The following is a 25528-nucleotide window of genomic DNA, read 5'->3' on the forward strand; positions in this document are numbered from 1 at the left end:
CGGGCCGACCGGGTCTTCGGGCTGACTGGGTGGTGCGGTGGTGCGGTGGTGCGTTTCGGGGAGGCCGTACGCGCTTCGCCGTTACGTCAATGGGTGCTGAGGAGGGCTCCGGCGGTGCCGGGCGGTTCTGTCAGCGCTGGAGCGGGATGCTGGGGCGGGCCGGAGGTTCGTCGGGTTCGCATTCCGGGTCGGTGGCGAGCGACTGCGCGTCCGCGAGCGGGCGGTGGCGGCAACTCGGGGACTTTCCGTGCGCCTCGGCGCGGATCCGCTGTTTCATCGTGGGGGGCAGGGACCGGGCGTGGGCTCTGGGCCTGCTCGCCGTCGTCTGGGCCGGCACCCTCGCCGTGGTGCTCTTGGGCGCCGTCTCGGGCTGCGGCGCGACCGTGGCCGCGGTGGCGGTCGTGGTGACGAGTCCGAGCGCCGTGCAGAGCGCGAGGAAGGCGGTGACGATGGCGGTCCACAGCTTCATGACCCTGTGCTGGTCCATGGCCCCTCACTTTCGGGTTGGGCGATTTGCGTACTTTGCTCATCATGTGTATGAGCGACGCGAAGTGGTGGACCGACGCCCGTGGCGCGGGGATCTTCGGATGAACACCACTCGGATGGACGCATGAGCGGCGAAAAGCTCCGGAGATGGGAGGAGGGTGGGCAAATGTCACCGTCCGTGCGGGTGTGATCACCCTCCGATCGGAACGTTTCGACGGCCGTCTACTGCGTTCCGCTACCTGACAGTTGAGGGCGGACGCAGGTCACCGATCGGTATCGGCCGGTGTGTATAGTCGGGCGCCAGAGGTCCCCTACGTCAACGAAAGACGAGGTCGCGCGGTGAAGAAGCTTCTCCTGGTCGCACTGGCCGCCATCGGCGGGCTCCTCGTGTACCGCCAGATCCAGGCGGATCGCGCCGAGCAGGATCTGTGGACGGAGGCGACTGACTCCGTGCCCACGGGTTCGTGAGCACCGACCACCGGTCCTGAACAGACCCCGGCCGCCGCAGCGGTCGGGGTTTTGTGTGTCCGGAGCCGCTCCCGTGTTGCGGACCCGGACCGCGTGAGGTAGCCGTGGGGTGGCTCCCGCCGTTGGACCCGGATGTTTCGGACGCCCGTACGCGATACGCGGATGGCGCAACCCCGCCCGGGGCAGGATGGCCGACGTCCGAAGCGGCGGCGGCGAACGCGAGGGGTGGCGCGGGGATGAGACGGCCCACGACGGGACGGGGGCCCCGCGCGGGCGGTGCCGGGACGAGACCGACGCGTCCGAGGGAGCGCCTGGTGGTGGCGGTCGCGGCCGCGGTGCTGGGCCTGGTGGCCGCCGTGGCGGCACCGGGGGCGCTCGCCGCCGGGACACCGGACCCGTACGCCTTCGCCGCCGGTGCCCGGTCCGTCGCCGGAGCGGCGTCCCCGGGCGGCGCGCCCCGCCTCGAACCCGGCCGCACCTACCGCAGCGCCCTGCCCGGCGGCGGCCGGCTCTACTACCGCCTCGACCTCGACGCCGCGACCACCGCCTATGTCTCCGCCACGGCCGTTCCCGCACCCGGCGGCGCGGTCGCCGCCACGGACGGGCTCCGGGTCACCGTGCGGGACGCCCACGGCACCTCCTGCTCCTACCAGACCGCCCGCTTCGGCACGAGCCGCAGCCCGCATCCCATCGCCGCGTGGGGCGCTCGGGAGGTCTCCTCCGGGCAGGCGCTGTGCCAGGGCGCCGGTGCGTACTACGTGCTCGTCGAGCGCATCTCCGCCGAGGGTTCCGCACCGGACCCCTGGCCCCTGGAGCTGACCGCGGCGGCCGAGCCCGCTCCGGAGCGGGCGGCCGGGGCGACGGACACCCCGCGGGCCGTGGACTCCGCCTCCCCCGAGCCCGTCACCGGCCCGGTGACGGACCGGGCGGGCGGCGCCGGGTTCGAGCGGGCCGCCCCGGTCGGGCAGGGCGTCTGGCGGGACCGGATCCGGCCCGGCGGGACGCTCTTCTACCGGGTGCCGGTGGACTGGGGGCAGCGGCTGGACGCCACGGCCGGGCTGGGCGGTGCGGGCGGCGGCAGCGGATACGCCGACGGGGCGCTGACGCTGTCGCTGTACAACCCGGTGCGCGGCTCGGTGGAGGAGGCGTACGCCGGTTACAGCGGGCATCCGGCGTCCGCCGTGCTGGCCCCCCTGCCGCCCGTCGCCTACGCCAACCGCCACGGTTTCACCGACCCGGCCAAGGGGATGCGGTTCGCCGGCTCGTACTACCTGGTCGTGCATCTCGCCGCGCAGACGGCCGGTGTGTTCGGGGACGGGCCCTACGACCTGACCCTGCGGGTGCGGGTGAGCGGCGCCGCGGGACCGGGGCCGGGGTACGCGGGCCGCTCCGAGCCCGCGGGGCTGTTCGAGGTCACGGCCCGCGACCGGGAGGCGGCGGCCGGGGGCCGGGTCCCCGGTGGCCCCGGCGACCCGGGTGCGGCGGCCGGTTCCACGGGGCTGCGGGTGCTCGCCGCGGCCGGACTCGGCACGGGGACCGCGCTGCTCGCCGTCCTCGGGGTGTGGACCCTGACCGCCCGGCGGGCGGCGGCGGCCGGGACGGGGACCGGGGCGGGGAGCGGGGCGTAACCCGAGTGGGCTGGCCCCACGGCTCCCATGGGTCCCATGGCTCCCGTGGTCCCCACGGCCCTCACAGCCTGAACAGCGCCCAGAGGCCGACGGCGTAGCAGGCCAGCGCGAGCAGGAGCAGGGTGATCGCCACGGCGGTGGGCGGACCGGGGCGCCGGGCGCGGGCGGCGCGGTGTCGGGAGAACTCCCGTGACCTTCGGGGCGGCTCCTGCGGGGTCGCGACGGTGTACGGCGCTGTGGAGGTGTCGTCGGCCGTGGAGGACCGGGCGGCGGGAGTTCCCGGAGGGCCGGAGCGGTGGGGCGGTGCCAGGGGGAAGCCGCCGGTGTCCGGCACGGCCGCGCCCTCCCTCCGCGCCGAGGGAGCGGAGGGAGGGGAAGGGAGGGGAGCCGAGGGGGCGGCGCCGGGGCGTACGGGGAGGGTGGCGGGGTCGGGCGGGGGGAAGCCGCCGCGGGCGACTTCGCTAGGCGGACGCAGGTGCTGCGGGCCGTACCCAGGGGGCAGCGGCGGGGGCAGTGGCCCGCTCGGATCGTGACCGGGCGCCTGGGCGCCGTCCTGCACCGCGGGACCGGTCGTCGGGGAGACGGCCGGTCCGGATCCGGGCGCGCTCGATCCGGGCGGCGCAGAGCCGACGGGCGGGGCCGGGCGCGGCACCGGCCGCCCCGGCTCGGCCGCGGGCGGCAGCGGTACGCCCGAGCCGGTCGCGTCCGGCGGTGAACCGCTCGCCCCCGCACCGCGCGGCAGTGAACCGCTCGGTTCCGCCGCACGCGGCGGCGGACCGCCCCGTCCCGCCCCGTGCGGCAGCGGAGCGCCTCCGCTGAGGGCGGCCGCGTCCGGCAGGGGGCCGGGGCCGGGAGCGCCGGGCCCGCGCGGGGGTGGGCCGGCCGGACCGAAGTCCGGGGGGAGGGGGCCGAGCTGGTCGAAGATCTCGATGGGTTCGTCGTCGGGTCCCGGGGGCGGGAGGAGTTCGAGGGCCGAGGCGAGGGCCTTGCGGGCTCCGGTGGCCGTGCGGAACCTGGCCCGGGGGTCCGGCTCCAGCAGACCGGCCACGACCTGCCACAGCGGCTCGGGGATGCCCTGGGGCGCGCCCGGTGTCCCGTGCTCGGCGAAGTGCTCGACGAGCGCTCGGGCGTCGGGCCGGGCGCCCTGGAGCAGATAGAGGGCGACCAGGCCGGTGGCGAACAGGTCGGCGGGGAAGTCCGGGTCGGCACCCATCAGCTGCTCGGGTGCGAGATAACCGGGCGTCCCCACGACCAGGTCGGTCTCGGTCAGCCGGGGCTCGCCCAGCCGCATCGCGACGCCGAAGTCGGACAGCCGCAGCCGCGGCCGCGCGGTGCCGGTGGCCTCCAGCAGGATGTTCGCGGGCTTGATGTCCCGGTGCACGACCCCTTCCGAGTGCACCGCGGCGAGCCCCGCGAGCAACTGGTCCAGGAGGACGCAGACGAACCGCGGCGGCAGCGGGCCGTAGTCCCCGACCAGATGGACCAGCGAGCCGCCGGCGACCAGGTCCATGGTGAACAGGACCTTGTCGTCGTCGGCGGCCCAACTGGCCGGTGCGAGCACATGCGGATGGTCGATCCGCAGCGCCTGTTCCCGCACGAAGCGCAGCAGGGAGTGCGCGTCGCTCTGCTGGAGGACCTTCGCGGCCACGTACCGGCGCCGCCGGTGGTCCCAGGCGCGCCAGACCGCGCCGACCCCACCGCGTCCGATCGGGTCGGCCAGCTCGTACCGGCCGGCGAAGACCTCACCCATGGCTGCGCGTCGCTCCTCCCCCAGGGGTCACCTCCCCTTGGCTTCCCCCGCGACGCGCGCTACGACCCTTCCCGGTGGGGTCAGTTCTGGTGGGACTGGTAGTGCGCCACGGCGTCGGAGGTGCGGCCGGCGCCGTACACCCGCAGGAACTCGGCCAGTTCGGGATGGGTGGCGGCGAGGCTGTCCGCGGCCTCGATGATGTCGCCCGCCGCGGCGACCGAGCGCAGCAGCGACTGGATCTCGCGGACCACGCGCTTGACGGTGGGAGCGCCCGAACCGCTCGTCGTCTGAGTGGTGTTGCTGAGCACCGAGCCCCCCTGCGACCGCTTGATCTCTTCCATGCGCTCGGTCGCCTCGGCCGCGCTGACGCTGCCGTCCGCCACCTGCCCCGCCAGGTCCTGGAGCAACTGCACCCGCTGGACCACCGCCGGATTGCCGATCTTCGCCCGCTGGCCGCTCATCAGCTGCGAGAGCATCGGCGCGGACAGCCCCAGCACCCCCGCCAGACGCGCCTGGTTGAGCCCCAGATCGTCTATGAGCTTACGGAAGAGCGCCCCCAACGGCTCCCCGTACCAGTTCCGCTGAAGTTCCCGCGCTCTCGCGGTCGCTTCCTGCTGTGCGGCGTCCATTGCGTCTCCCCATCGCTTCCCCAAGTACCGCGGTTCGCTGTCGCGAACCACGCCGAGCATCTTACGGAGAGTGGTCGGTCGCGGGGAGCCCCCATCTTTTTGCGAGATCCGGGGGGTGACCCGGTACTCTGGTCTGCGGCACCCGGACGGCAGGCGCTTCACCGGACGGATGCTTCTCTTCCGGGGCCTTAGCTCAGTTGGTAGAGCGCTGTCTTTGCATGGCAGATGTCAGGGGTTCGACTCCCCTAGGCTCCACTTCTTCCACCCCCTCTGATGTGCGGGAACGCGATCAGAGGGGGTGTTTTTTTGTCCCTCCTTCAGGCGAGGCGGCTGCGGCGTACGGTCGCGCGGCCGAGGGTGTGCAGGCGGGTGGCGGCCCCGGACGGGGGCAGGTGGGGGGACAGGGCGGTCCAGGCCCGTTCCACCAGGTGGTCGGCCTCCTCGCGGGCCGCGCGCAGGGCGCCCGAGGAGACGAGGGCGGTGATCGCCTCCCGTACGGTCCCGGGGTCCGCTCCGGGGGTCCGTACGCTCTGCCACAGCGCGGTCAGCTCGGTGCGCGGGAGCAGGGCGACGGCGTGGGCCAGGGGCATGGTGACCTTGCCGTTGCGCAGGTCCTCGCCGATCAGCTTGGTCGGGACGCCGTCGCGGACCACTCCGGTGAGGTCCTGGACGTCGTCGGTGATCTGGTAGGCGGTGCCGACCGCTTCGCCGTACCGGGCGAGGGCCCGGTGCAGCGCGTCGTCCGTCCCGCACGTGTGGGCGACCAGTTCCATCAGGCAGCGCACGGGAGCCCCCGACTTGAGGCGGTGCGTCAGACGCACCGCTTCGAGCACGGGCCGCGCGTCGCCGGTCGCGGCCGCCGTGTTCATCGCCTCCCGGTGACCGGCGATGTCCAGGCCCTGGCCCGCGTGGGCCGAGCGGAGCGCCGCCATGAACGACCGGTACATGGCCACCTGCGTCCGCGGGTCGCGGGACAGGTCCGGCAGCACCCGGTCGAGGGAGAAGTAGGCGGCCGTGCCCGCGTTGAGGGCCGCCGCCAGGCCGAACTCGACGTGCGCCGCCGGTGCGCCCCGGCGCCGTACGGCTCCGTCCTGGACGTCGTCGACGATCAGCGAACCGGTGTGGAGGATCTCCGCGGCGGCCAGCAGCGGGCCGAAGCCCGCCGGGTCGCCGCCCAGGGCCTCGACCGCGGCCGTGGCGAGGCGCGGCCGCCAGCGGCGGCCGCCCCGCTCGATCAGCCGGCGCACCGGCCGCACCAGGGCGTCGTCGAGCCGGACAGCCGTCTCCGGCGGCAGCGCGCAGTCGTCCGGCAGCGCGGAGATCTCCCGTAGCTCCGCCTCCCCGGGCCGCGCCGGGTACAGGGCGTCGATGTGCGCGCGCAGTCCGGCCGCCGCGTCCGCCCGCTCCTCGGCCCCGCCGGCCGGGGCAGGAGAGGAGGCGGGGGCAGGGGCGGGGACGCGTACGGTCTCGGCGGCCGCCGGTCCGTCGCCCGTGCCCGGGGCCGTACGCGGCGGTGCGGAGGTCATGTCGGTCATGAGGCGCCCCCGTCCGCGACGCGGTGGACGCGGTGCAGGAACGGGATGCGGTGTCTGCGGTCGTGGGTGCGCAGCCGGAAGGCGAGGCCCGCGACGGCGACGGTGCCCAGGAACCACAGCGGGCCCAGCAGCAGATGAATGGCGGGCACGGTGTGCAGGAAACCGGCGGTGATGCTCGCCTGCATGGGGCCGTAGCAGGGCAGGAAGCGGACGACGGCGCTGCCGGAGTCCGGGTTGGAGACGGGGTTCTGGAGCCCCGTGTCGATGATGCTGAGCATGATGATGAGGAACATGCCTTCCAGTTCGCCGCGCAGCAGCGCGCCGAGCATGACGCCGATGCCGCCGAAGGCCAGGGCCGCTCCGAAGACGGCGAGCCAGAGCACCCCGGGCTGCCGGGGCGTCCAGTACCAGCAGATGACCGTGACGGCGTAGGCGCAGATCAGCGCGGACACGGCGACCAGCGAGGTGAGTTTGGCCGCGAGGAGGTGGGTGCGGGGGTACCCGGCGCCTGCCAGCCGGTGGTCGAAGTCGGCGGACCGGTAGGTGACGATGAACATCATGAAGCCGACGATCAGCGTGACCGCGTTGAGCGCGCCGGAGAGCTTGCTGGCGTCGTTGCCGTCGACGGTGATGGTCTGGTGGGTGGCCCGCACGAAGAACGGCACGTCGGCGTCGGTGATCACGAGGACGACCAGCGTGATCCACAGGGGGATGAAGAACACCACCAGCGCCAGGGCCAGGCGGTTGCGCAGGTGTTCGACGACGGCGTATCCGGCGGCGGTGGAGTAGCGGGTCCAGGCGCGTCGCATGTCAGCTCCCCGCCGCTACGGGGCGTGCGGTGCTCCGGCCCAGGCGCCCGCCGTCCAGCCGCCACACCTGGTCGAAGCGGTCGGTGTCGAAGGCGATGTGGGAGATGACCAGGATCGAGCGGCCCCGGGCGCGCAGGCTCGCCGCGAGGTCCCAGAAGCTCTCGTAGGTGTCCCAGTCGAAGCCCTGGTAGGGCTCGTCTAGCAGGAGCAGCGGCGGGTCGTGCATGAGGGCCAGGGTGAGGTTGAGCTTCTGCCGGGTGCCGCCGCTGAGGGTGGTCACCCGGTGGCGGCGGTGGCCGGAGAAGCGGAGGATCTCCAGCAGCTCGTGGGCCCGCCTCAGGTCCGGCAGGTCGTAGGCGACCTGGAAGAACCGCAGATGCTGGTCGACGGTGAAGGCGGGGTTGAGCACGGTGTGCTGGGGGCAGTAGCCCAGGCCGCCCCGGTGCTCGACGCTGCCCCGGTCGGCGGTGAGGCGGCCGGCGAGGATGCGCAGCAGGGTGGACTTGCCGGAGCCGTTCTCGCCGACGACGCCGGCCAGCAGGCCCGGCGGCAGTTCGAGGTCGACCCCGCGCAGGACGCCGCGGTCGCCGTAGGACTTGTGCACATCGCGGACGCGGAGCGTGGGTGGGGGAGGCGTCATACGTGGTCTTCCTGGGGGTGGCGGTCGCGGTCGAAGGGCCCGGTACGGCGGCTCCCGGTGCGCGGGCGACGGGGTGACGGCGGCGCGGCGGAGGCGTTGTACGGCAGGTGCCACCCGGCATAACGCGCAAGAGGGCGAGCGGTGTTGGGGCGGTGTGCGCGCGGCGGATTCCATCTGCCCTGCGCATCAAGGCGGATGAGTGCCATGTTGCCGCGTTCTGTGACGAACTGCCCTTCCGGAGTGCGCTGTTCGCCGCCGTCCGAACCGGTGGCGAGCGCCCCGCGCTGGTCACGTCCGAACGGGTGCTCTCCTACCGCGCGCTCGACCGGGAGTCCGACCGCGTCCGGGACGCGCTCCTGCGGTCCGGCCCCGGCCCCGGCACGGTCGTCTCACTCGCCCCGCCCCACGGCTGGGCCTGGGCGGTGGCGCTCTCGGCGGTCCTCAGGTGCGGCGCCGTGCTCGCGCCCGCAACAGCCCGCTCACCGCCGTCACCGCCCGCTCACCGCCGTCACAGCCCGTTCACCGCCGACGGGACCGCGGCCCTCACCCCGGAGGCGTTCGCCGCGCCCCGGACCCGGCTGCTCCTGGCCCGCACCGGCACGACCGCGCGCCTGCTCCGGGAGCTGCTGGGCGCGCCCCTCCGGGTGCGCGTGCTCCGCCGCTCCCCTGGCGCGTCCGGGCTGCCCGGTCCGGACGCGCGGGCCCCGCTCCGCCTGCGCGCGAGCGAACGCGTGGCCGTCCGCCGGTCGCTGCTGCTCCCGCCGGGCGGGACAACGGTGTCGGCCGGTCGGGTCCTCGGCGCGGTCGGCCGCCGTCCCTGGACCGGCCGCGCTCCCGGAGAACACCCGGAGAACACCCGGGAACCCCTGGGGGCGGCCCTCGCGCCGACCCGCCGTCCCCGTGTTCCGCCGGGCTGCGGCCTCGCCCGCCGGGACGCCGACGACGGCGGCCGCCCGGCCGCCGTCAGGCACTGTCTGATCCTGGACCGGGACCGGCGGACACCGGCCCTTTGCATCCAGGAACGTTTCCACCCGGCTCTCTCCGGTCCGACGACCCTGCCCCGCCCGGCCGGGTCCCGCTCCGGCCGGAGCGTCGCCGACCGTCCCTGACCAGGGCGGATCGTCCGGTTCGCACCGACCGGGAAGCCCTACTCGTCGCGGTCCTTCTCCTCCTCGTCCTCCTTCGCGCGGACCTCGGGGTCCAGCACGCTCCGGCCGCTGCCGTCCACCGAGGACAGCCGGCCGGTCTCGGGGACCTCGGTCGGGGCGGGCGGCTCCACCAGCCAGTCCGGGTTGGCCTGCCGGTCCCACCACTTCCAGGCGGCGAAGGCGCCGCCCGCGACGACACCGGCGATCACGAACACCTTCGCGACACGCCCGGCCCGCGCCCGGCAGCTCTGCCGGCGGGCCAGCTTCTGGATCTTCCGGGCCGGGACCTGGCCGCGCAGCGCGGCCAGCGCGGCGGCCCCGCGCGCGGCGGCCTCGTCCGCGACCGGTGCCGCGGCGGCCCTCGCCTGCTCGATCCGCGGCCTGGAGTACTCGGCGGCCTGGCGGGCGGCTCTGCGGGTCCGCTCGGCGGCCTCCTGGGCGGCCTGGTCCAGCTTCGGCGGGACATGGGTCATGGCCTGGGTGCGCGCCTGCTCCAGCCGGGGTGCGACGTAGGCGCCGTACTGGACGCGGGCCTGGTCGGCGGCGAGCGACACCTTCGGCGCGAGCCGTACGCGTGCCTCGTGCGCGTAGTGCGCGGCCCTGTCCCTGGCCGTGTCGGCGTAGGGCGCCACCACGTCCGCGGCGTGCAGCACGCTGTCCCTCGCCGAGCCGGTCGCGGCGCGCACGCTGTCGATGCGGGTCACGGGTTCCTCCTCCTCGGTGGCGTACGGTCATTCGACTTTCCACCCTTTTACGGATCATGCCTGCGAACGGCCCCGAAGGCATGCGAGGACGCGCATCCGGGTCATGCGCGCGCCCCCGGGACCGGCGCGCCGCACGCCCCCCGGACCGGAGCGGGCCGCCCCGGATCCCGCAACCGGTTCCGGCGGATCGGGGCCCGGAAGCGGCCGCCGGGCGACGCGGGGCGCGCGCCGTGCGAGGATCGGGGAGTCACAAGAGGACAACGGAAGGCAGATCGTGGCTGAGCAGCTCTACGCCACCCTGAAGACCAACAACGGCGACATCCAGGTGCGGCTCCTGCCGAACCATGCCCCCGAGACGGTCCGCAACTTCGTGGAACTCGCCAACGGTGAGCGCGAGTGGACGCACCCCGCCACCGGTGAGAAGACCACGGACCGGCTGTACGACGGCACGGTCTTCCACCGGGTGATCAGCGGTTTCATGATCCAGGGCGGCGACCCGCTGGGCAACGGCACCGGTGGCCCCGGCTACCAGTTCAAGGACGAGTTCCACCCGGACCTCGCCTTCGACCGCCCCTACCTGCTGGCCATGGCCAACGCCGGTCCGGGCACCAACGGCTCGCAGTTCTTCATCACCGTCGCCCCGACGGCATGGCTGACCCGCAAGCACACCATCTTCGGTGAGGTCGCCGACGACGCCAGCAGGAAGGTCGTCGACGCCATCGTGGGCACGCAGACCAACCCGCGCAACGACCGTCCCGTCAAGGACGTCGTCATCGAGTCGGTCGTCATCGAGACCCGCGACGCCTGAGCCGGGGATCACTCCCGGCGGCACGCCCCGAGGGAACCAAACGCCCCGCTCGTCCGTAAGGATGAGCGGGGCGGTGCGTTGCCCGCGGTGAGCCGTACTGAGCCGTGCACCGTCCGTGACGAACGTGAGGGGACCCGATGGACCAGGCACCAGGCAGCCCGCAGGTCGGCCAGGGCGGCCAGGGCGTGCCCACCTGCTACCGGCACCCGGACCGCGAGACCGGCATCCGCTGCACCCGCTGCGAGCGGCCGATCTGCCCGGAGTGCATGGTCAGCGCCTCCGTGGGGTTCCAGTGCCCGGACTGCGTCCGCAGCGGGTCGGGTACGGGGCACACGCCCGCGGCGTCCCGGCCGCGCACGGTGGCCGGGGGCACGGTGAGCGCCGATCCGCGGCTGTTCACGAAGATCCTCATCGGGATCAACGTCGCGGTGTTCATCGCGGTCTCCGCCGACAAGTCCCTCCTGAACCACCTGATGCTCTTCGGCGCCTGGCCGCCGGCGCCGTTCACGCCGACCCAAGGCGTCGCGGGCGGTCAGTGGTACCTCCTGGTGACGTCGATGTTCACCCACCAGCAGGTGTGGCACATCGCCTTCAACATGCTGAGCCTGTGGTGGATCGGCGGCCCGCTGGAGGCGGCCCTGGGCCGCGCCCGCTACCTGTCGCTCTACTTCGTCTCCGGCCTCGCGGGCAGCGCGCTGACGTATCTGCTGGTCGATCCCACTCAGGGCACGGTCGGCGCCTCCGGCGCGATCTTCGGTCTCTTCGGCGCCACCGCCGTGCTGATGCGCCGCCTCCGCTACGACATGCGGCCGGTCATCGTGCTGCTGGCGATCAACCTGGCCTTCACCTTCGGCCCGGGGCTGAACATCGCCTGGCAGGCGCACATCGGCGGGCTCGTCGCCGGTGTGGTGACCGGCTACGCCATGGTGCACGCGCCGCGCGAGCACCGGAACCTGGTGCAGTACGGGACCTGCGCGCTGGTGCTGGCGGTCGTGGTGGTGCTGACCGTGGTCAGAACCGCCCAGCTCACCTGAGCCCGCTCCCGTCGCCCTCCGCGCCGCCCGCTGTGCCCTGCTCGCACGGTTGTCCACAGCGGGTGCGCGTCCTTGTGCACAGTGTGCGGGAACAGCTGTGCCCCCTGTCGCTCACCTGTTTCTGTGCAGGTCAGGCAGGGGGCAGTCAGCTACCGGCAGAGTGGTGCGACAGTCGTACCGGCGTCAACGGCTGATGAGTTATCCACAGATCGTCGGCTTTTCCCCAGGCGTTGTGTGGAAATTCGGTCCGGCCTGTGGATAACTCAGCGGATACCCGTGGGCAGAGCTGGGTCCGCCGTACGGCGAACCGCGCCTCCACCGGGTCCGGCGGAGGCGGCCGCCGCTACTTCCACTGCGTGGAGACGCCGAACCCCGCGGCGATGAAGCCGAAGCCCACCACGATGTTCCAGTTGTCCAGCGCGTCGATCGGCAGCGAACCGTCGGTCACGTAGAAGACGACGATCCAGGCCAGGCCGATGACGAACATGGCCAGCATCACCGGGGCCACCCAGCCGCGGCTCTCCAGCTTGATGACCGTGCCCTGCTTGGCGGGCGGCGGCGTGTAGTCGGCCTTCTTGCGGATACGTGACTTCGGCACGAGGGTCTCTCCTGTCGATGCGCTGCGTGGCCGCGCAGGAATCTGGACTGGCTCCGGGGCAGCGTACAAGGGCACTGCGTGGGGACGACGAGTGCTCCCCCGGGGCGTCCGTTAGCGTAGTGCTTCCGCGGTGCCGAAGGAGATAAGGGTACGTTGAGCAATTCCGCCGACTCCCCGGGGCCGGGTGCCGACCGGGACCGCGCCCGCCGCTTCCCGCCGGTGCGGATCCTCACGGCGGCCGTGTTCGCGCTCGCCGGGCTGATCTTCTTCACCAGCTTCGACACGGCCAAGGGCACCAACATCCGCACGGACACCTCGCTGCTCAAGCTGTCCGACCTGGTCCAGGAGCGCAGCCGCAAGAACAAGGAGCTGGACGAGTCCAACGCGACCCTGCGCGGCGACGTCGAGTCCCTCGCCCGCAGCGACGGCGGCGGCACGAAGGCGCAGGACGAGAAGCTCTCCGGCCTGGAGGACAGCGCGGGCACCCGGCCGCTCAAGGGCAAGGCCGTCAGCGTCACCCTGAACGACGCCCCGCCGAACGCGACCGCCAAGCTCCCCGGCTACCCCGAGCCGCAGCCCGACTACCTGGTCATCCACCAGCAGGACCTCCAGGCCGTCGTCAACGCGCTGTGGAACGGCGGCGCCCGCGGGATCAAGGTGATGGACCAGCGGCTGATCTCCACCAGCGCGGTGCGCTGCGTGGGCAACACCCTGATCCTCCAGGGCCGCGTCTACTCACCGCCGTACAAGATCACGGCGGTCGGCGACCCGGACCGGCTGAAGAAGGCGCTCGCCGACTCCCCGGCGATCCAGAACTACATGGTGTACGTCAACGTCTACGGTCTCGGCTGGAAGGTCACCGAGGACGGGACGGCCACGCTGCCCGGCTACACCGGGGCCGTGGACCTGCACTACGCGCAGCCCGTCGGCTAGTCACGGCGCCCGCGTCCCGGACCGGAGCCGGACCGGGACCGGACCGGGAAGGGGGAACTGCTCCCGGAAGGCCGGAAACCGAGGGCATCGCGCCGTTAGTCTGGTGCGGTACGGCGTGCATCGGGTGCCGTGGGGAGACGGAAGGGACGGCATGTACGGCTGGATCTGGCGGCATCTGCCGGGCAACGCGTGGCTGAAGGCCCTGATCTCACTCGTGCTGGTCCTGGCCGTGGTCTACGTCCTGTTCCAGTACGTCTTCCCCTGGGCGGAGCCGCTGCTTCCCTTCAACGATGTGACGGTGGACAACCAGTGAGCGCGCGGATTCTCGTCGTCGACAACTACGACAGCTTCGTCTTCAACCTGGTCCAGTACCTCTACCAGCTCGGCGCCGAGTGCGAGGTGCTGCGCAACGACGAGGTGTCGACGGCGCACGCCCAGGACGGTTTCGACGGCGTGCTGCTCTCGCCGGGGCCGGGCACGCCCGAGCAGGCCGGGGTGTGCGTGGACATGGTCCGGCACTGCGCCGCCACCGGCGTCCCCGTCTTCGGCGTCTGCCTGGGCATGCAGTCGATGCAGGTGGCGTACGGCGGTGTGGTGGACCGGGCGCCCGAGCTGCTGCACGGCAAGACCTCGCCGGTCGAGCACACCGGCAAGGGCGTCTTCGCCGGGCTGCCCTCCCCCTTCACCGCGACCCGCTACCACTCGCTGGCCGCCGAGCCCGCCACCGTCCCGGCCGAGCTGGAGGTCACCGCCCGCACGCACGACGGCATCATCATGGGCCTGCGCCACCGGGAACTGCCGGTGGAGGGCGTGCAGTTCCACCCCGAGTCGGTGCTGACCGAGCACGGGCACCGGATGCTGGCCAACTGGCTGGCGGAGTGCGGCGACACGGGTGCCGTGGCGAGGTCGGCGGGGCTCGCCCCGGTGGTGGGCAGGGCCACGGCGTGACCGCGCTGCGCCCCGAGCGCGAGTCCGGCGCCGACCGGTACGGCACGGAGGCGTACGCCTCCGGGGACCCGTACGCGGCGCCGTACGACTCGCACGCCTCGGCGGCGCCCGGCTTCCGCGCCGGACCGCAGCCCGGCCCGGCGCCGGCCGACGACGAGACGATGGCGCTGCGGGTCGCCGGTCCCGCCGCGGCGGCCGGTCCGGGGGCGGGGACGGCACCCGGGGTGCGAGGGCGCTCAGCGGGCGCCACGGCCTCTTCCGGCTCCTCGGCGGACCAGGAGCCCCACGAGGGGCGCGCGGCCCGCAGAAAGGCCGCCAGGAGCCGTCACAGCCGCCACAGCCGCCGACGGGGCACCGGCCCCGCGGCCGGACCGTCCCCGGCGGACGGCGGGCCGTCCGCGCCGCTGACCCGGATGGAGGCCCGCAGGCGGGCACGGGCGCGGCGGCCGTCCCCCGGTGTCGTCGTCAGCCGGATCGTCGGCGAGCTGTTCATCACCACGGGTGTGGTGATGCTGCTGTTCGTCACCTACCAGCTGTGGTGGACGAACATCCGCGCGCACGCGCAGGCGGGCAGCGAGGCCCACCACCTCCAGGACGACTGGGCGAGCGGCAGGCGCAACCCGGGCACCTTCGAGCCGGGACAGGGCTTCGCCCTCCTGCACATCCCCGCGCTCGACGTGGTGGTGCCGGTCGCCGAGGGCACCAGCAAGGCACAGGTGCTGGACAAGGGCATGGTCGGGCACTACGGCAAGGGCGACTTCGACACGGCGATGCCGGACGCGAAGACGGGCAACTTCGGGCTCGCGGCCCACCGCAACACCCACGGCGAGCCCTTCCGGTACATCAACCGGCTCAAGCCGGGCGACCCGATCGTGGTGGAGACGCAGGACGCGTACTACGTCTACAAGATGACGTCGACGCTCCCGGTGACCTCGCCCGGCAACACCGCCGTCCTGGACCCGGTGCCCAAGGGCTCGGGCTTCACCAAGCCCGGCCGGTACATCACGCTCACCACCTGCACCCCGGAGTTCACCAGTAAATACCGCTTGATCGTCTGGGGCAGGATGGTCGAGGAACGGCCGCGCAGCAAGGGAAAGCCGGATGCGCTCGTCAGCTAACTAGTCAGCTGACTCGTCAGCTGAAGGGCAGTAAAGGGCAGAGGGAACAGTGGCAGCGACCGCCGACGACACGGCAGAGCACACAGAGGACGGTCCGGCACCGGGCCGGCGCCGCCGGCGCGGCGGCCGGGTGGCGCTCGCCGTCAGCGTGTTCGGTGAACTCCTCATCACGGCGGGCCTGGTGCTCGGCCTGTTCGTCGTCTACTCCCTGTGGTGGACGAACGTCATAGCGGACCGCAAGGCCGACCGGCAGGGCCACAGGGTCCGCGACCAGTGGGCGCACTCCGCGCCCGGTCCCGGTGCCCTGGACACCAAGGACGGCATCGGCTTCCTGCACGTCCCGGCCATGCACAACGGCGAGGTGCTGGTGAAGAAGGGCACCTCCACCGACATCCTCAACGACGGCGTGGCCGGCTACTACACGGACCCCGTCGCCGCGACCCTGCCGGTGACCGGCAAGAAGGGCAACTTCACCCTCGCCGCGCACCGGGACGGGCACGGCGCGAAGTTCCACAACATCGACAAGATGCGCGAGGGCGACCCGATCGTCTTCGAGACCCGCGACAAGTGGTACGTCTACAAGGTCTTCGACATCCTCCCGGAGACCTCGAAGTTCGACGTCGGCGTCCTGGACCGGGTCCCGGAGGAGTCCGGGGTGAAGAAGCCGGGCCACTACATCACGCTGACCACCTGCACGCCCGTGTACACCTCCCGCTACCGGTACGTGGTCTGGGGCGAGCTGGTCCGCGTGGACCCGGTCGACGGCAAGCGGACGCCGCCGAAGGAACTGGACTGAGCCCGGTCTCTCCCCCTTCCCGCGGTCTCTCTCCCCCCGCTTGCCCCGCGCTCGCCGCGGGGCGGCACGACGGAGCCCCGGCCCTCATGGACGAGGACCGGGGCTCCGTTCACCGGACGGGCCGGGCCGGTCAGGGGAAGAAGCCGCCGTGGTCGCCGCCGTTCCCGCCGTTCCCGTTGTCGCCGCCCTGACCGCCGACGGTCGTCAGCGTGATCTGCGTGCCGCCCGGGTTGTCGGTCTGCTGGCCCGGCTGCGGGTCCTGGTTGATGACGAACGCGTTGTCGTCGCCGCCGCTGCCCGCGAACTGGATGTTGGTGAAGCCGGCCGAGTTCAGGATCTGCTTGGCCTCCGAGACCTTCTTGCCCCGTACGGAGGGCACCTGGGTCTGCTGCTGCTCGACCTGCTTGCCGATCTGGATCGTCACCTTCGAGTCCTTGTCGACCTGCTGGCCGGGGCCCGGGACGGTGTTGATGACCTTGCCGGCCTGGTTGGGGTCGCTGTTGTCGACCTCGACGCAGTCGCCCTGGAGGCCGTTGGCCTGCATCTGCTGCTTGGCGGCGTCGCAGCTCTGGCCGTTGACCTGGGGGACGGTGGCCTTCGCGACGGGCTTGGCGACCGTCAGGGTGATCGTCGCGCCCTTCTCGACCTCCTTGTCGCCGCCCGGGTCCTGCGAGATGACGACGCCCTCGGGGCGGTCGGCGGACTCCTGCTCCCGCTTCTCGACCTTGAGGTCCTTGTCGGTCAGCTGCGCGGAGGCCTTGTCGAAGGTGAGGCCGGTGACGTCCGGGACCGTGACCTTCGGCGCCCCGGTCGACATGACCAGGCTGACCGTGTCGCCCTTCTTGACGTCGGCCTTGGGCGCGGGGTCCTGGGAGCAGACATGGCCCTTGGGCTGGTCGTCGCACTCCTTTTCGCTGAACGACAGCTTCAGGTTGACGTTGTCCGCGGAGGTCTGCGCCTCGGTCTTGGTCTGGCCCACGAAGTTCGGCGCGGGGATCGAGTCACTGGTCGCGCCGTGGCCGGTGAAGACGTACTTGCCGATCAGGATGGCGCCGATCAGGACCAGCACGGCGGCGACGATCAGGAGGATCGTCGAGGCGTTGGACTTCTTCGGCTGGCGGCTGCGCCGGTCGGGCCGGTCGTCGTAGCCGTAGCCGCCGTCGTCCGGGTTCATGGGCGGCAGCATCGTGGTGGCGGGGGCCCCGGCGTCGGAGCGCAGCGCGGTCGTCGGCTGGTCGTCCGGATAGCCGCCGTAGCCCACCGCGCCCATCGCGGCGGTGGCCGCGACCGGCTGGCCGTCGAGGCACGCCTCGATGTCGGCGCGCATCTCGTCGGCCGACTGATAGCGGTAGTCGGGGTCCTTGACCAGCGCGCGCAGCACGATCGCGTCCATCTCGGGCGTGATCTCGGGGTCGAAGACGCTCGGCGGCTGGGGGTCCTCGCGGACGTGCTGGTAGGCCACCGCCACCGGGGAGTCGCCGACGAACGGCGGCCGGACGGTGAGCAGCTCGTACAGCAGGCAGCCCGTCGAGTACAGGTCGGACCGGGCGTCGACCTGCTCGCCCTTGGCCTGCTCCGGGGAGAGGTACTGGGCGGTGCCGATGACCGCGGCCGTCTGCGTCATGGTCATGCCGGAGTCGCCCATGGCGCGGGCGATGCCGAAGTCCATCACCTTGACCTGGCCGTTGCGGGTCAGCATGACGTTGGCCGGCTTGATGTCGCGGTGCACGATGCCGCTGCGGTGGGCGTACTCCAGTCCCTGGAGGATGCCGATGGTCATCTCCATGGCCCGCTCGGGCAGCAGCTTGCGCCCGCTGTGCAGCAGCTCACGGAGGGTGGAGCCGTCGACGTACTCCATGACGATGTACGGGATCGAGACCCCGTCGATGTAGTCCTCGCCCGTGTCGTAGACCGCGACGATCGCGGGATGGTTGAGCGAGGCGGCCGACTGGGCCTCCCGGCGGAACCGGGCCTGGAAGGAAGGGTCGCGCGCCAGGTCGGCGCGCAGCGTCTTCACCGCCACGGTGCGGCCCAGGCGGGTGTCATGCGCGAGGTACACCTCCGCCATGCCACCACGGCCGAGCACATGGCCCAGCTCGTACCGGCCGCCGAGGCGACGCGGCTCTTCCATAGCTACCTACCAGCCCTCTCCGTCGGTCCCGGCGGGCACGGCTTGTGCCACCGGAGCTTCCGTCCGGGCCTACCGTACCCGGCTAGTTCTGTGGGACCCGGCCAAGCCCGTCACCCGATACAGGACCGGTACCGCACCATGCACCGTTGTGAAGGACCCGTGACGGAGATCACCGCTTGGAGTTGATGACCGCCTGCATGACGCTCTTCGCGATGGGCGCCGCGAGGCCGCCGCCGGAGATGTCCTCGCGGCTGGCCTGCTCGTCCTCGACGACCACGGCGACGGCCACCGGCGCGCTGCCGTCGCTCGTCTTGGCGTAGGAGATGAACCAGGCGTACGGCTTGCCCTTGTTGTTCACGCCGTGCTGGGCGGTACCGGTCTTGCCGCCGACGGTGACGCCGCCGCCGATCTGCGCGTTCTTGCCGGTGCCCTTCTCGACGACCGTCTCCATCATGTCCTGGAGGATCTGGGCGTTCTTCGAGGACAGCGGCCGGCTCAGCTCCTCGGGCTGGGTCTGCTCCAGCGTGTCCAGGTTCGGCGACTGGAGCTTGTCCACCATGTACGGCTTCATCAGCTTGCCGTCGTTGGCGACCGCGGAGACGACCATGGCCATCTGGAGCGGGGTGGCGGCGGTGTTGAACTGGCCGATCGAGGACTGCGCGACCTGCGAGGGCTCCATGTTGTCGGAGAACACCGAGGCGTTGGAGCGCACCGGGGTGAACTGCTCACTGGTGAAGCCGAACTTCTTCGCCTCGTCCAGCATCTTCTTGTTGCCCAGGTCGGCGCCGATCTTGCCGAACACGGTGTTGCAGGACCAGCGCAGCGCCTCGCGCATGTTGGCGTTCTTGCAGGGGATCGTGCCCTCGTTGGGCAGCGGGGTGGTGGTGTGCGGCATGATCCACGGGTCCGGCGACTTCGTGTCCTCGTCGGCCGAGGTGTACAGCCCGTTCTCCAGCGCGGCGGCGGCGGTGACCACCTTGAAGGTGGAGCCCGGCGGATAGGTCTCGCGCAGCGCCCGGTTCAGCGTCGGGTCGTCCGGGTCGTTCTCCTTCAGGAGCTTGTTGCGCGCCTTGCCGTCCGCGTTGGAGGCGCCGGCGAAGGAGCCGGGGTCGTAGGACGGGAAGGAGGCCAGCGCGAGGATCTTGCCGGTGGACGGTTCGAGCGCGACGACGGCACCCTTGCCGCGGCCCTTGAGCCCGTCGTACGCGGCTTTCTGCGCGGCCGCGTTCAGCGTGGTGACGACGTTGCCGCCCTGCTTGGGCTTGCCGGTGAGCATGTCCAGGGTGTTGCGGAAGAAGAGCCGGTCGTCGTTGCCGGTGAGGATCTTGTCGTCCAGGTTCTCCAGCTGCGTGGTGCCGAAGGCCTGCGAGGCGTAGCCGGTGACGGGCGCCCACATGGGGCCGTCCTTGTACGTCCGCTTGTACTTCAGGTCGTCGATCGCGCTGGTCTTGGTCTCCACCGACCCGGTGATCGGCGAGCCGCCGACGATGATGTCACCGCGCGGCGTGGCGTAGCGGGCGATGGTGACACGACGGTTGTTGTCGTCGTTCTTCAGGCTGTCGGCCTTGGCGTACTGGAGCCAGTTGTCGCGGATGAGCAGCGTGAGGACCAGCAGTCCGCAGAAGATCGCGATCCGGCGCAGGGGCTTGTTCACATCCGGCCTTTCCACAAGCTGACAGGTGCGCCTGCCGCTTCAGTCTCTCGGTGCCGTCGGTGCTGGCGCTCATCCATGGCCGGCCCCAGTTTAGAGGCAGTGTCTGTGCCTCCCGGGCGGGGCCGTCCGCCGCCACTGGTCCATAGACGCGGCCGCGGCACGGCGGGTTCCGGAAAACCGCGGACGGCTTCCGGAACGGGGCGGGTGCCGGTTCCGGAAGCCGTGGCGGGCGAGGTCACTCCACGGGCCCGGCGCCGCCGGGGCGGACGACCTGGGTCATCTCGGCGTCCGAGTTGGAGGCGGGCGCGGGCGCCGGGCGGCGGGCGGTGTCGCTGATCCTGATCAGGATGCCGATCAGGGCCCAGTTCGCGATGACGGAGGAACCGCCGTACGCGAGGAACGGCATCGTCATACCGGTCAGCGGGATCAGGCCCATCACACCGCCGGCCACCACGAAGACCTGGAGCGCGAAGGCGCCGGACAGGCCGACGGCGAGCAGCTTGCCGAACGGGTCGCGGGCGGCGAGCGCGGTGCGGATGCCGCGTTCCACGATCAGGCCGTAGAGCAGCAGGATCGCCATCAGACCGGCCAGGCCCAGCTCCTCGCCGAAGGTGGCGAGGACGAAGTCGGAGTTGGCGGCGAACCGGATGAGGTCGGAGTGGCCCTGGCCGAGGCCGGAACCGAGGGTGCCGCCCGAGCCGAACGCCCACAGCGCCTGCTGGAGCTGCTCGGAGTGGCCCACCACGCCCTTGTGGCTGAGCAGGTACTCGTTCATCGGGTCCAGCCACGCCTGGACGCGCTGGTGGACGTGCGGCTCGACGCTGGCCACGCCGAACGCGCCGACCGCCGACATCAGCAGACCGAAGACGATCCAGCTGGTGCGCTCGGTGGCGACGTACAGCATGACGACGAACATGCCGAAGAACAGCAGCGAGGTGCCGAGGTCCGTCTCGAAGACCAGAATGAGGATCGAGATGACCCAGACCACCAGGATCGGGCCGAGGTCGCGGCCGCGCGGCAGGTACAGGCCCATGAAGCGGCGGCTGGCCAGGGCGAGCGCGTCCCGCTTCACCATCAGGTAACCGGCGAAGAAGACGGCCAGCACGATCTTGGCGAACTCGCCGGGCTGGATGGAGAAGCCGCCGACGTGGATCCAGATCTTGGCGCCGTAGACGGGCAGACCGAGGCCGGGGACCAGCGGCAGCAGCAGCAGGACCAGCGCGCCGACCATGGAGATGTAGGTGTAGCGCTGAAGGACGCGGTGGTCCTTGAGGAAGATCAGCACGACCGCGAAGAGCGCGATGCCCATCGCCGTGTACAGCAGCTGGGTGGGCGCCTTGTCGCCGGCCTGCTTGATGTACTGGAGCAGTTTCGACTGGTCCAGACGCCAGATGATGACCAGGCCGAGCCCGTTGAGCAGCGTGGCCAGCGGGAGCAGCAGCGGGTCGGCGTAGGGAGCGAACTTGCGGACGACGAGGTGGGCGACGCCCGCCATCAGGCCGAGGCCCAGTCCGTAGCTCAGCAGACCGGCCGGGATCTCGTTGCTGATGGCCAGGCCCACGTTGGCGTAGGCGAACACCGGGATGGCGACCGCGAAGACCAGCAGCGCCAGTTCGGTGTTGCGGCGGCTGGGCGCTCCGATGGCGCCGATCGTGGACGTGTGGTGCGTCGGTGAGTTGGTAGTACTGCTCATCGTGTGACAGGGCCTCTCACGGCTTGCCTACTGCTTACCGCACAGCGAGACGACCTTCTGCTCTTCCTCCGAGAGAGTGGGGCCGGGGCTGGACGTGGTCGCGGTCGTGGACGTGGACGGATCCTGGGACGAGGGGGACGAGGGGGCACCGGACGTCGAGGGGTTCGGCGTCGACGCCGTCCTGGACGTGAAGGCGGCCGGGGTGGTTCCCGAGGTGCCGCCCTTCTTGCCGTCGCCGCTCTTCCCGCTGTCCTTGCCCTGGTCGGCCTTGTCGGTCTTGTCAGCCTTGTCGGCCTTGTCGCCGTTCTTGGCCTCGGCGGCGCGGCGCTCGGACTCCTTGCGGCACGCGGAGGCCTGCACCGACAGCTCGTCGACCTTCTTCTGCGCCTCCGGGAGGCCGCCCTCGGCGATGGTCGCGGTGACCTGCTTCTGCTGGTACGGCGGCAGGTCCTTGAGCGCGATCTCGGGATGGTCCTTCTCCACCTCGGACAGCTTCACCCAGGCCAGATCCTGGCTGATGCCCCGGTAGAGCGCCACGTGGTCGTCGTTGGTGCCGACGTAGTACTGCGTCTGCGTCCAGCGGTAGCCGCCGTACAGACCGCCGCCGATGACGGCGAGCGCGAGCACCGTGTACAGGGAGACCTTCAGCCACCTGTGGCCCCGGCGCGGCTTGACGAAGTCGTCCTCGCCGTAGTCCAGGCCGTCGGTGGAGATGAAGCCGGTGGTGTCGCCGCCGGAGCCGGGCGGGCCGAACTCGCCGCCCCCGCCGCCCTGGCCGGGCACCTGGCGGCCGAGGCCGGAGGCGCGTCCCGCCGGGGTCTGCATGATGCCGTTGTCGTGCAGGTGGTGCTGGTTCTCGGCGACCGCGCCGACGACCACCGGGGTGTCGGAGAGCTGTCCCGCGAGGGTGTCGCCGGTGTCCAGGTCGAGGACGTCGGCGACGATGACGGTGATGTTGTCGGGGCCGCCGCCGCGCAGCGCGAACTGGATCAGCTCCTGCACGGTCTCCTGCGGGCCCTGGTAGCTGGCGAGGGTCTCCTCCATCGTCTGGTGGGAGACCACGCCGGACAGGCCGTCGGAGCAGATCAGGTACCGGTCGCCCGCCCGCACCTCGCGGATGGACAGGTCCGGTTCGACGTGCTCGCCGCTGCCGAGGGCGCGCATCAGGAGGGCGCGCTGCGGGTGGGTGCTGGCCTCCTCCTCGGTGATGCGTCCCTCGTCGACGAGGCGCTGCACCCAGGTGTGGTCCTGGGTGATCTGGGTGAGCACGCCGTCGCGCAGCAGATACGCGCGCGAGTCGCCGACGTGCACCAGGCCGAGGCGCTGACCGGTCCACAGCAGGGCGGTGAGCGTGGTGCCCATGCCCTCCAGCTGGGGGTCCTCCTCGACCATGGCGCGCAGCTGGTCGTTGGCGCGCCGCACGGCCGTGCCGAGCGAGGTGAGGACGTCGGAGCCCGGGATGTCGTCGTCGAGGGGCACGATGGTGGAGATCACCTCGGAGGAGGCGACCTCTCCCGCGGCCTGGCCGCCCATGCCGTCGGCGATGGCCAGCAGCCGGGGACCGGCGTAACCGGAGTCCTCGTTGCCCTCGCGGATCATGCCCTTGTGCGATCCGGCGGCGAAGCGCAGTGACAGACTCATGCGCACCTCGCCCGACGGCTCCGGGTACAGCCGATCGTGTCGAGCCACACTGCCCACCCTCCGGTCGGGAGCGCGCCGCGGCCCTGGGGGCCGGCCGCCGCCGCGTGCTCGCTCCGCTCGCGCTCATTCATGACGTAGCACTACTTCCGCAGCTCGATGACGGTCTTGCCGATGCGGATCGGCGCGCCCAGCGGGATCGGTGTGGGGGTCGTCAGCCGGGACCGGTCCAGGTACGTGCCGTTGGTGGAGCCGAGGTCCTCGACGATCCACTGGCCGTTCTGGTCCGGGTAGATCCTGGCATGACGGCTGGAGGCGTAGTCGTCGTCCAGCACGATCGTGGAGTCGTGCGCGCGGCCCAGGGTGATCGTCTGTCCCTGGAGCGCGACCGTGGTGCCCGTGAGGGTGCCTTCGGTCACCACCAGTTTGGCGGGGGCGTTGCGGCGCCGGCCGCCGCCCTGCTGGCCGCGCTGCTGTGGCGGCGCGGCCTGCTGCTGGCGCGCGGCCTGCCGGCCGGTCTGCTGGGGCCGTGCGGCCTCCCGGCGGGACCCCCGCTGGGTGACGCGCGTACCGAACAGGTCGCTGCGGATGACCTGCACGGCCACGATCACGAACAGCCACAGTACGGCCAGGAAACCCAGCCGCATGACCGTGAGGGTCAGCTCTGACATTGCCCCCGGTTCACCCTTCGGCTTGCCTATAGATAACGGTGGTGCTGCCCACGACGATCCGCGAGCCGTCGCGGAGCGTAGCGCGGGTGGTGTGCTGCCCGTCCACCACGATGCCGTTGGTGGAGCCGAGATCCGCGATCGTCGAGGGCGTTCCGGTCCGGATCTCACAGTGCCGGCGGGACACGCCGGGGTCGTCGATCCGCACGTCGGCGTCGGTGCTGCGGCCCAGCACCAGCGTCGGGCGGGAGATCTGATGGCGGGTGCCGTTGATCTCGATCCAGTAGCGGGTGCGGCCGCCGGCCGCCGGGGCCTGCGGGGGCCGCTGGGCGGCGGCGGGCGGGTAGCCCTGGCCGCCGGGCGGCGGTGCCGCGGGCATGGGGGGCGCCGCGGCGGGCGGTGCGGCCGGCGGGTAGCCGTAGCCGCCCGGTGTGCCGGGGCGGCCGGGTGCGACGGGACCCGGCGGGGGCCCCTGCGGCGGGGCCGCCTGGGGCGCCTGGCCCTGCTGGTTGCTGGACGAGGCGAGCGTACGGCTGCGCACCCGGTACAGACCGGTGTCCAGGTCGTCCGCCTTCTCCAGGTGGACCTTGATCGGGCCCATGAAGGTGTAGCGCTGCTGCTTGGCGTAGTCGCGCACCATGCCGGCCAGCTCGTCGCCGAGCTGTCCGGAGTAGGGGCTGAGCCGCTCGTAGTCGGGCGCGCTCAGCTCCACGATGAAGTCATTGGGTACGACCGTACGGTCGCGGTTCCAGATGGTCGCGTTGTTGTCGCACTCGCGCTGGAGCGCGCCCGCGATCTCCACGGGCTGGACCTCGGACTTGAAGACCTTGGCGAAAGTGCCGTTGACCAGACCTTCGAGGCGCTGCTCGAACTTCTTCAGGACTCCCATGGGGCACCTCCTCCGTCGTGGCCGTCGCTTCTGGTCCTGCCGGTGCTGCGGTTGTTGCGGGTCTTGCCGTCGTGCTGCTGCGTCCTGCTTACCTGGTACTGCTTACTGATCGTATCCACGCGCCGGTAAATCGGCTGGTTCCCCCTGTCGGACCCGTCGACGGGTCGTCGACGCCTGGTGGTCGGTTCGTACCGCTGAGTACTCCTTCGGGGCCTTCGGGCCCTTCGGGGAGCACCCCTCCGTACTTCTGCTCCGTACTTCTGCCCAGGATCGTAGAGGCGGCCACGGACCAGTGTCCCGCACCCGGCGCCGCTCGGCCCCGGCTCCTGGGGAGACGGGCCGGACCGGTACGAGGTTGATACGCGAACAAGCACTGGTTGATACGGACGGACGGGCGAATGGACGGGCGGGCGGACGGGCGGGCGGTACCGGCTGTCCGGGGCGGTGCCACGGCGGTGCGGCAGGGGCCGTGGGGCCGGGCTCGTCCGGGGCGTGGCCGGGCGTGGTCGGCAGTGGCGGTGCGGGAGGGGCGGTGGTCGGCCGCCGGGCAGGGGGGCCGGGGCAGGGCCGTCGGCCCAAGGTCCCTGACCTGGTGGTCCCCTGGCCCGGCAGGCCCGTCTGCCCCCGGGAAAGGGATGTGAAACCACCCGGCGCGGCGTGCTAATGTTCTGCATGTCGGAAGGCGCCGGGCCCGCAAGGGAGCGGCACCGGAGGACACACCCAATGCGCGGGTGGCGGAATAGGCAGACGCGCTGGATTCAGGTTCCAGTGCCCGAAAGGGCGTGGGGGTTCAACTCCCCCCTCGCGCACAGCTGAAAGCCCC

General features: G+C 72.0%; 25 protein-coding genes and 2 tRNA genes. 12 read left to right on the forward strand and 15 right to left on the reverse strand.

The features are described from left to right. Positions 1–130: 130 nt before the first annotated feature. Positions 131–487 (reverse strand): DUF6344 domain-containing protein, encoded by a 357-nt coding sequence (locus ACWDYF_RS08250; RefSeq protein WP_037894486.1) that lies wholly within the window; start codon positions 485–487, stop codon positions 131–133. A 338-nt stretch (positions 488–825) separates the two neighbouring features. Here ACWDYF_RS08250 and ACWDYF_RS08255 point away from each other — a divergent pair, with 338 nt between their 5' ends. Both ACWDYF_RS08255 and ACWDYF_RS08260 read left to right on the forward strand, forming a co-directional pair. After that, positions 826–954 (forward strand): DLW-39 family protein, encoded by a 129-nt coding sequence (locus tag ACWDYF_RS08255; RefSeq protein ID WP_003999697.1) that lies wholly within the window; start codon positions 826–828, stop codon positions 952–954. 236 nt (positions 955–1190) lie between these two features. Beyond that, positions 1191–2582: a hypothetical protein gene (locus tag ACWDYF_RS08260; protein ID WP_389462755.1), complete on the forward strand. Its 1392-nt coding sequence runs from the start codon at positions 1191–1193 to the stop codon at positions 2580–2582. Positions 2583–2643: 61 nt separating this feature from the next. Here the strand turns inward: ACWDYF_RS08260 and ACWDYF_RS08265 are convergent, their stop codons facing one another. Both ACWDYF_RS08265 and ACWDYF_RS08270 read right to left on the reverse strand, forming a co-directional pair. Further along, positions 2644–4332, reverse strand: coding sequence for a serine/threonine-protein kinase (locus ACWDYF_RS08265; protein ID WP_389462754.1), 1689 nt, complete (start codon positions 4330–4332; stop codon positions 2644–2646). A gap of 80 nt (positions 4333–4412) precedes the next feature. Beyond that, positions 4413–4961, reverse strand: a complete 549-nt coding sequence (locus ACWDYF_RS08270) for a helix-turn-helix domain-containing protein (protein ID WP_018569181.1) — start codon at positions 4959–4961, stop codon at positions 4413–4415. A 182-nt stretch (positions 4962–5143) separates the two neighbouring features. Between ACWDYF_RS08270 and ACWDYF_RS08275 the strand changes: the two genes are divergently transcribed. Then, a tRNA-Ala gene (locus ACWDYF_RS08275) sits at positions 5144–5216 on the forward strand. Between the two features lie 62 nt (positions 5217–5278). Here the strand turns inward: ACWDYF_RS08275 and ACWDYF_RS08280 are convergent. Genes ACWDYF_RS08280 through ACWDYF_RS08290 form a run of 3 tightly spaced genes read right to left on the reverse strand, consistent with a single transcriptional unit; the run spans position 5279 to position 7945 of the window. Next, the gene (locus ACWDYF_RS08280) at positions 5279–6496 is read right to left on the reverse strand and encodes a polyprenyl synthetase family protein (protein ID WP_389462753.1); all 1218 of its coding nucleotides are present in this window, start codon (positions 6494–6496) and stop codon (positions 5279–5281) included. Beyond that, on the reverse strand, positions 6493–7305 hold the full coding sequence (locus ACWDYF_RS08285) for an ABC transporter permease (protein WP_389462752.1): 813 nt from the start codon (positions 7303–7305) through the stop codon (positions 6493–6495). Before ACWDYF_RS08285 ends, ACWDYF_RS08280 begins: the two co-directional genes overlap by 4 nt. A gap of 1 nt (position 7306) precedes the next feature. Continuing rightward, positions 7307–7945, reverse strand: coding sequence for an ATP-binding cassette domain-containing protein (locus tag ACWDYF_RS08290; RefSeq protein ID WP_389462751.1), 639 nt, complete (start codon positions 7943–7945; stop codon positions 7307–7309). A 152-nt stretch (positions 7946–8097) separates the two neighbouring features. Between ACWDYF_RS08290 and ACWDYF_RS08295 the strand changes: the two genes are divergently transcribed. Beyond that, entirely contained in the window at positions 8098–9054 is a 957-nt protein-coding gene (locus ACWDYF_RS08295) for an AMP-binding protein (RefSeq protein ID WP_451584266.1), read from the forward strand. Between the two features lie 38 nt (positions 9055–9092). On the opposite strand, the gene ACWDYF_RS08300 is transcribed toward ACWDYF_RS08295, so the two are convergent. After that, a complete protein-coding gene (locus ACWDYF_RS08300; RefSeq protein ID WP_381738851.1) occupies positions 9093–9797 on the reverse strand; it encodes a DUF5324 family protein in 705 nt (234 codons plus the stop codon). A 274-nt stretch (positions 9798–10071) separates the two neighbouring features. Here ACWDYF_RS08300 and ACWDYF_RS08305 point away from each other — a divergent pair, with 274 nt between their 5' ends. Both ACWDYF_RS08305 and ACWDYF_RS08310 read left to right on the forward strand, forming a co-directional pair. Next, complete coding sequence (locus ACWDYF_RS08305; protein ID WP_389462749.1) at positions 10072–10605, forward strand: peptidylprolyl isomerase; 534 nt, start codon at positions 10072–10074, stop codon at positions 10603–10605. Between the two features lie 137 nt (positions 10606–10742). Continuing rightward, positions 10743–11639, forward strand: coding sequence for a rhomboid family intramembrane serine protease (locus tag ACWDYF_RS08310; RefSeq protein ID WP_389462748.1), 897 nt, complete (start codon positions 10743–10745; stop codon positions 11637–11639). A gap of 343 nt (positions 11640–11982) precedes the next feature. On the opposite strand, the gene crgA is transcribed toward ACWDYF_RS08310, so the two are convergent. Then, a complete protein-coding gene (gene crgA, locus ACWDYF_RS08315) occupies positions 11983–12237 on the reverse strand; it encodes a cell division protein CrgA (protein WP_018569173.1) in 255 nt (84 codons plus the stop codon). 153 nt (positions 12238–12390) lie between these two features. Here crgA and ACWDYF_RS08320 point away from each other — a divergent pair, with 153 nt between their 5' ends. The 5 genes from ACWDYF_RS08320 to ACWDYF_RS08340 all read left to right on the forward strand — a co-directional run bounded on the left by ACWDYF_RS08320 (position 12391) and on the right by ACWDYF_RS08340 (position 16032). Continuing rightward, positions 12391–13170, forward strand: a complete 780-nt coding sequence (locus tag ACWDYF_RS08320) for a DUF881 domain-containing protein (protein WP_037894466.1) — start codon at positions 12391–12393, stop codon at positions 13168–13170. 151 nt (positions 13171–13321) lie between these two features. Beyond that, complete coding sequence (locus tag ACWDYF_RS08325) at positions 13322–13483, forward strand: hypothetical protein (protein ID WP_018569171.1); 162 nt, start codon at positions 13322–13324, stop codon at positions 13481–13483. Continuing rightward, positions 13480–14118 (forward strand): aminodeoxychorismate/anthranilate synthase component II, encoded by a 639-nt coding sequence (locus ACWDYF_RS08330; RefSeq protein ID WP_037894464.1) that lies wholly within the window; start codon positions 13480–13482, stop codon positions 14116–14118. Before ACWDYF_RS08325 ends, ACWDYF_RS08330 begins: the two co-directional genes overlap by 4 nt. Next, a complete protein-coding gene (locus tag ACWDYF_RS08335; protein ID WP_389462747.1) occupies positions 14115–15236 on the forward strand; it encodes a class E sortase in 1122 nt (373 codons plus the stop codon). Before ACWDYF_RS08330 ends, ACWDYF_RS08335 begins: the two co-directional genes overlap by 4 nt. A 49-nt stretch (positions 15237–15285) precedes the next feature. Beyond that, on the forward strand, positions 15286–16032 hold the full coding sequence (locus ACWDYF_RS08340; RefSeq protein ID WP_381738844.1) for a class E sortase: 747 nt from the start codon (positions 15286–15288) through the stop codon (positions 16030–16032). Between the two features lie 130 nt (positions 16033–16162). Here the strand turns inward: ACWDYF_RS08340 and pknB are convergent, their stop codons facing one another. The 7 genes from pknB to ACWDYF_RS08375 all read right to left on the reverse strand — a co-directional run bounded on the left by pknB (position 16163) and on the right by ACWDYF_RS08375 (position 24824). Beyond that, complete coding sequence (pknB, locus tag ACWDYF_RS08345; RefSeq protein WP_381738843.1) at positions 16163–18163, reverse strand: Stk1 family PASTA domain-containing Ser/Thr kinase; 2001 nt, start codon at positions 18161–18163, stop codon at positions 16163–16165. A gap of 169 nt (positions 18164–18332) precedes the next feature. Next, positions 18333–19817, reverse strand: a complete 1485-nt coding sequence (locus tag ACWDYF_RS08350; protein WP_389462746.1) for a penicillin-binding transpeptidase domain-containing protein — start codon at positions 19815–19817, stop codon at positions 18333–18335. Between the two features lie 235 nt (positions 19818–20052). After that, a complete protein-coding gene (locus ACWDYF_RS08355; protein WP_381738840.1) occupies positions 20053–21510 on the reverse strand; it encodes an FtsW/RodA/SpoVE family cell cycle protein in 1458 nt (485 codons plus the stop codon). Between the two features lie 27 nt (positions 21511–21537). After that, positions 21538–23151, reverse strand: coding sequence for a Stp1/IreP family PP2C-type Ser/Thr phosphatase (locus ACWDYF_RS08360; protein ID WP_389462881.1), 1614 nt, complete (start codon positions 23149–23151; stop codon positions 21538–21540). A gap of 140 nt (positions 23152–23291) precedes the next feature. After that, the gene (locus ACWDYF_RS08365) at positions 23292–23819 is read right to left on the reverse strand and encodes an FHA domain-containing protein FhaB/FipA (protein ID WP_381738838.1); all 528 of its coding nucleotides are present in this window, start codon (positions 23817–23819) and stop codon (positions 23292–23294) included. 10 nt (positions 23820–23829) lie between these two features. Further along, positions 23830–24705: an FhaA domain-containing protein gene (locus ACWDYF_RS08370; RefSeq protein WP_389462745.1), complete on the reverse strand. Its 876-nt coding sequence runs from the start codon at positions 24703–24705 to the stop codon at positions 23830–23832. Beyond that, on the reverse strand, positions 24693–24824 hold the full coding sequence (locus ACWDYF_RS08375) for a hypothetical protein (protein WP_381738835.1): 132 nt from the start codon (positions 24822–24824) through the stop codon (positions 24693–24695). Before ACWDYF_RS08375 ends, ACWDYF_RS08370 begins: the two co-directional genes overlap by 13 nt. A 606-nt stretch (positions 24825–25430) precedes the next feature. Here ACWDYF_RS08375 and ACWDYF_RS08380 point away from each other — a divergent pair. Then, positions 25431–25514 (forward strand) — tRNA-Leu (locus tag ACWDYF_RS08380). Positions 25515–25528: the final 14 nt, after the last annotated feature.

The sequence above is a fragment of the Streptomyces sp. NPDC003284 genome (assembly GCF_053589675.1).

Coding starts and splice junctions, on each gene's coding strand:
- ACWDYF_RS08250 (WP_037894486.1), bottom strand. CDS start 487: ATGGACCAGCACAGGGTCATGAAGCTGTGGACCGCCATCGTCACCGCC.
- ACWDYF_RS08260 (WP_389462755.1), top strand. CDS start 1,191: ATGAGACGGCCCACGACGGGACGGGGGCCCCGCGCGGGCGGTGCCGGG.
- ACWDYF_RS08265 (WP_389462754.1), bottom strand. CDS start 4,332: ATGGGTGAGGTCTTCGCCGGCCGGTACGAGCTGGCCGACCCGATCGGA.
- ACWDYF_RS08270 (WP_018569181.1), bottom strand. CDS start 4,961: ATGGACGCCGCACAGCAGGAAGCGACCGCGAGAGCGCGGGAACTTCAG.
- ACWDYF_RS08280 (WP_389462753.1), bottom strand. CDS start 6,496: ATGACCGACATGACCTCCGCACCGCCGCGTACGGCCCCGGGCACGGGC.
- ACWDYF_RS08285 (WP_389462752.1), bottom strand. CDS start 7,305: ATGCGACGCGCCTGGACCCGCTACTCCACCGCCGCCGGATACGCCGTC.
- ACWDYF_RS08290 (WP_389462751.1), bottom strand. CDS start 7,945: ATGACGCCTCCCCCACCCACGCTCCGCGTCCGCGATGTGCACAAGTCC.
- ACWDYF_RS08310 (WP_389462748.1), top strand. CDS start 10,743: ATGGACCAGGCACCAGGCAGCCCGCAGGTCGGCCAGGGCGGCCAGGGC.
- ACWDYF_RS08325 (WP_018569171.1), top strand. CDS start 13,322: ATGTACGGCTGGATCTGGCGGCATCTGCCGGGCAACGCGTGGCTGAAG.
- pknB (WP_381738843.1), bottom strand. CDS start 18,163: ATGGAAGAGCCGCGTCGCCTCGGCGGCCGGTACGAGCTGGGCCATGTG.
- ACWDYF_RS08355 (WP_381738840.1), bottom strand. CDS start 21,510: ATGAGCAGTACTACCAACTCACCGACGCACCACACGTCCACGATCGGC.
- ACWDYF_RS08360 (WP_389462881.1), bottom strand. CDS start 23,151: ATGAGTCTGTCACTGCGCTTCGCCGCCGGATCGCACAAGGGCATGATC.
- ACWDYF_RS08365 (WP_381738838.1), bottom strand. CDS start 23,819: ATGTCAGAGCTGACCCTCACGGTCATGCGGCTGGGTTTCCTGGCCGTA.
- ACWDYF_RS08370 (WP_389462745.1), bottom strand. CDS start 24,705: ATGGGAGTCCTGAAGAAGTTCGAGCAGCGCCTCGAAGGTCTGGTCAAC.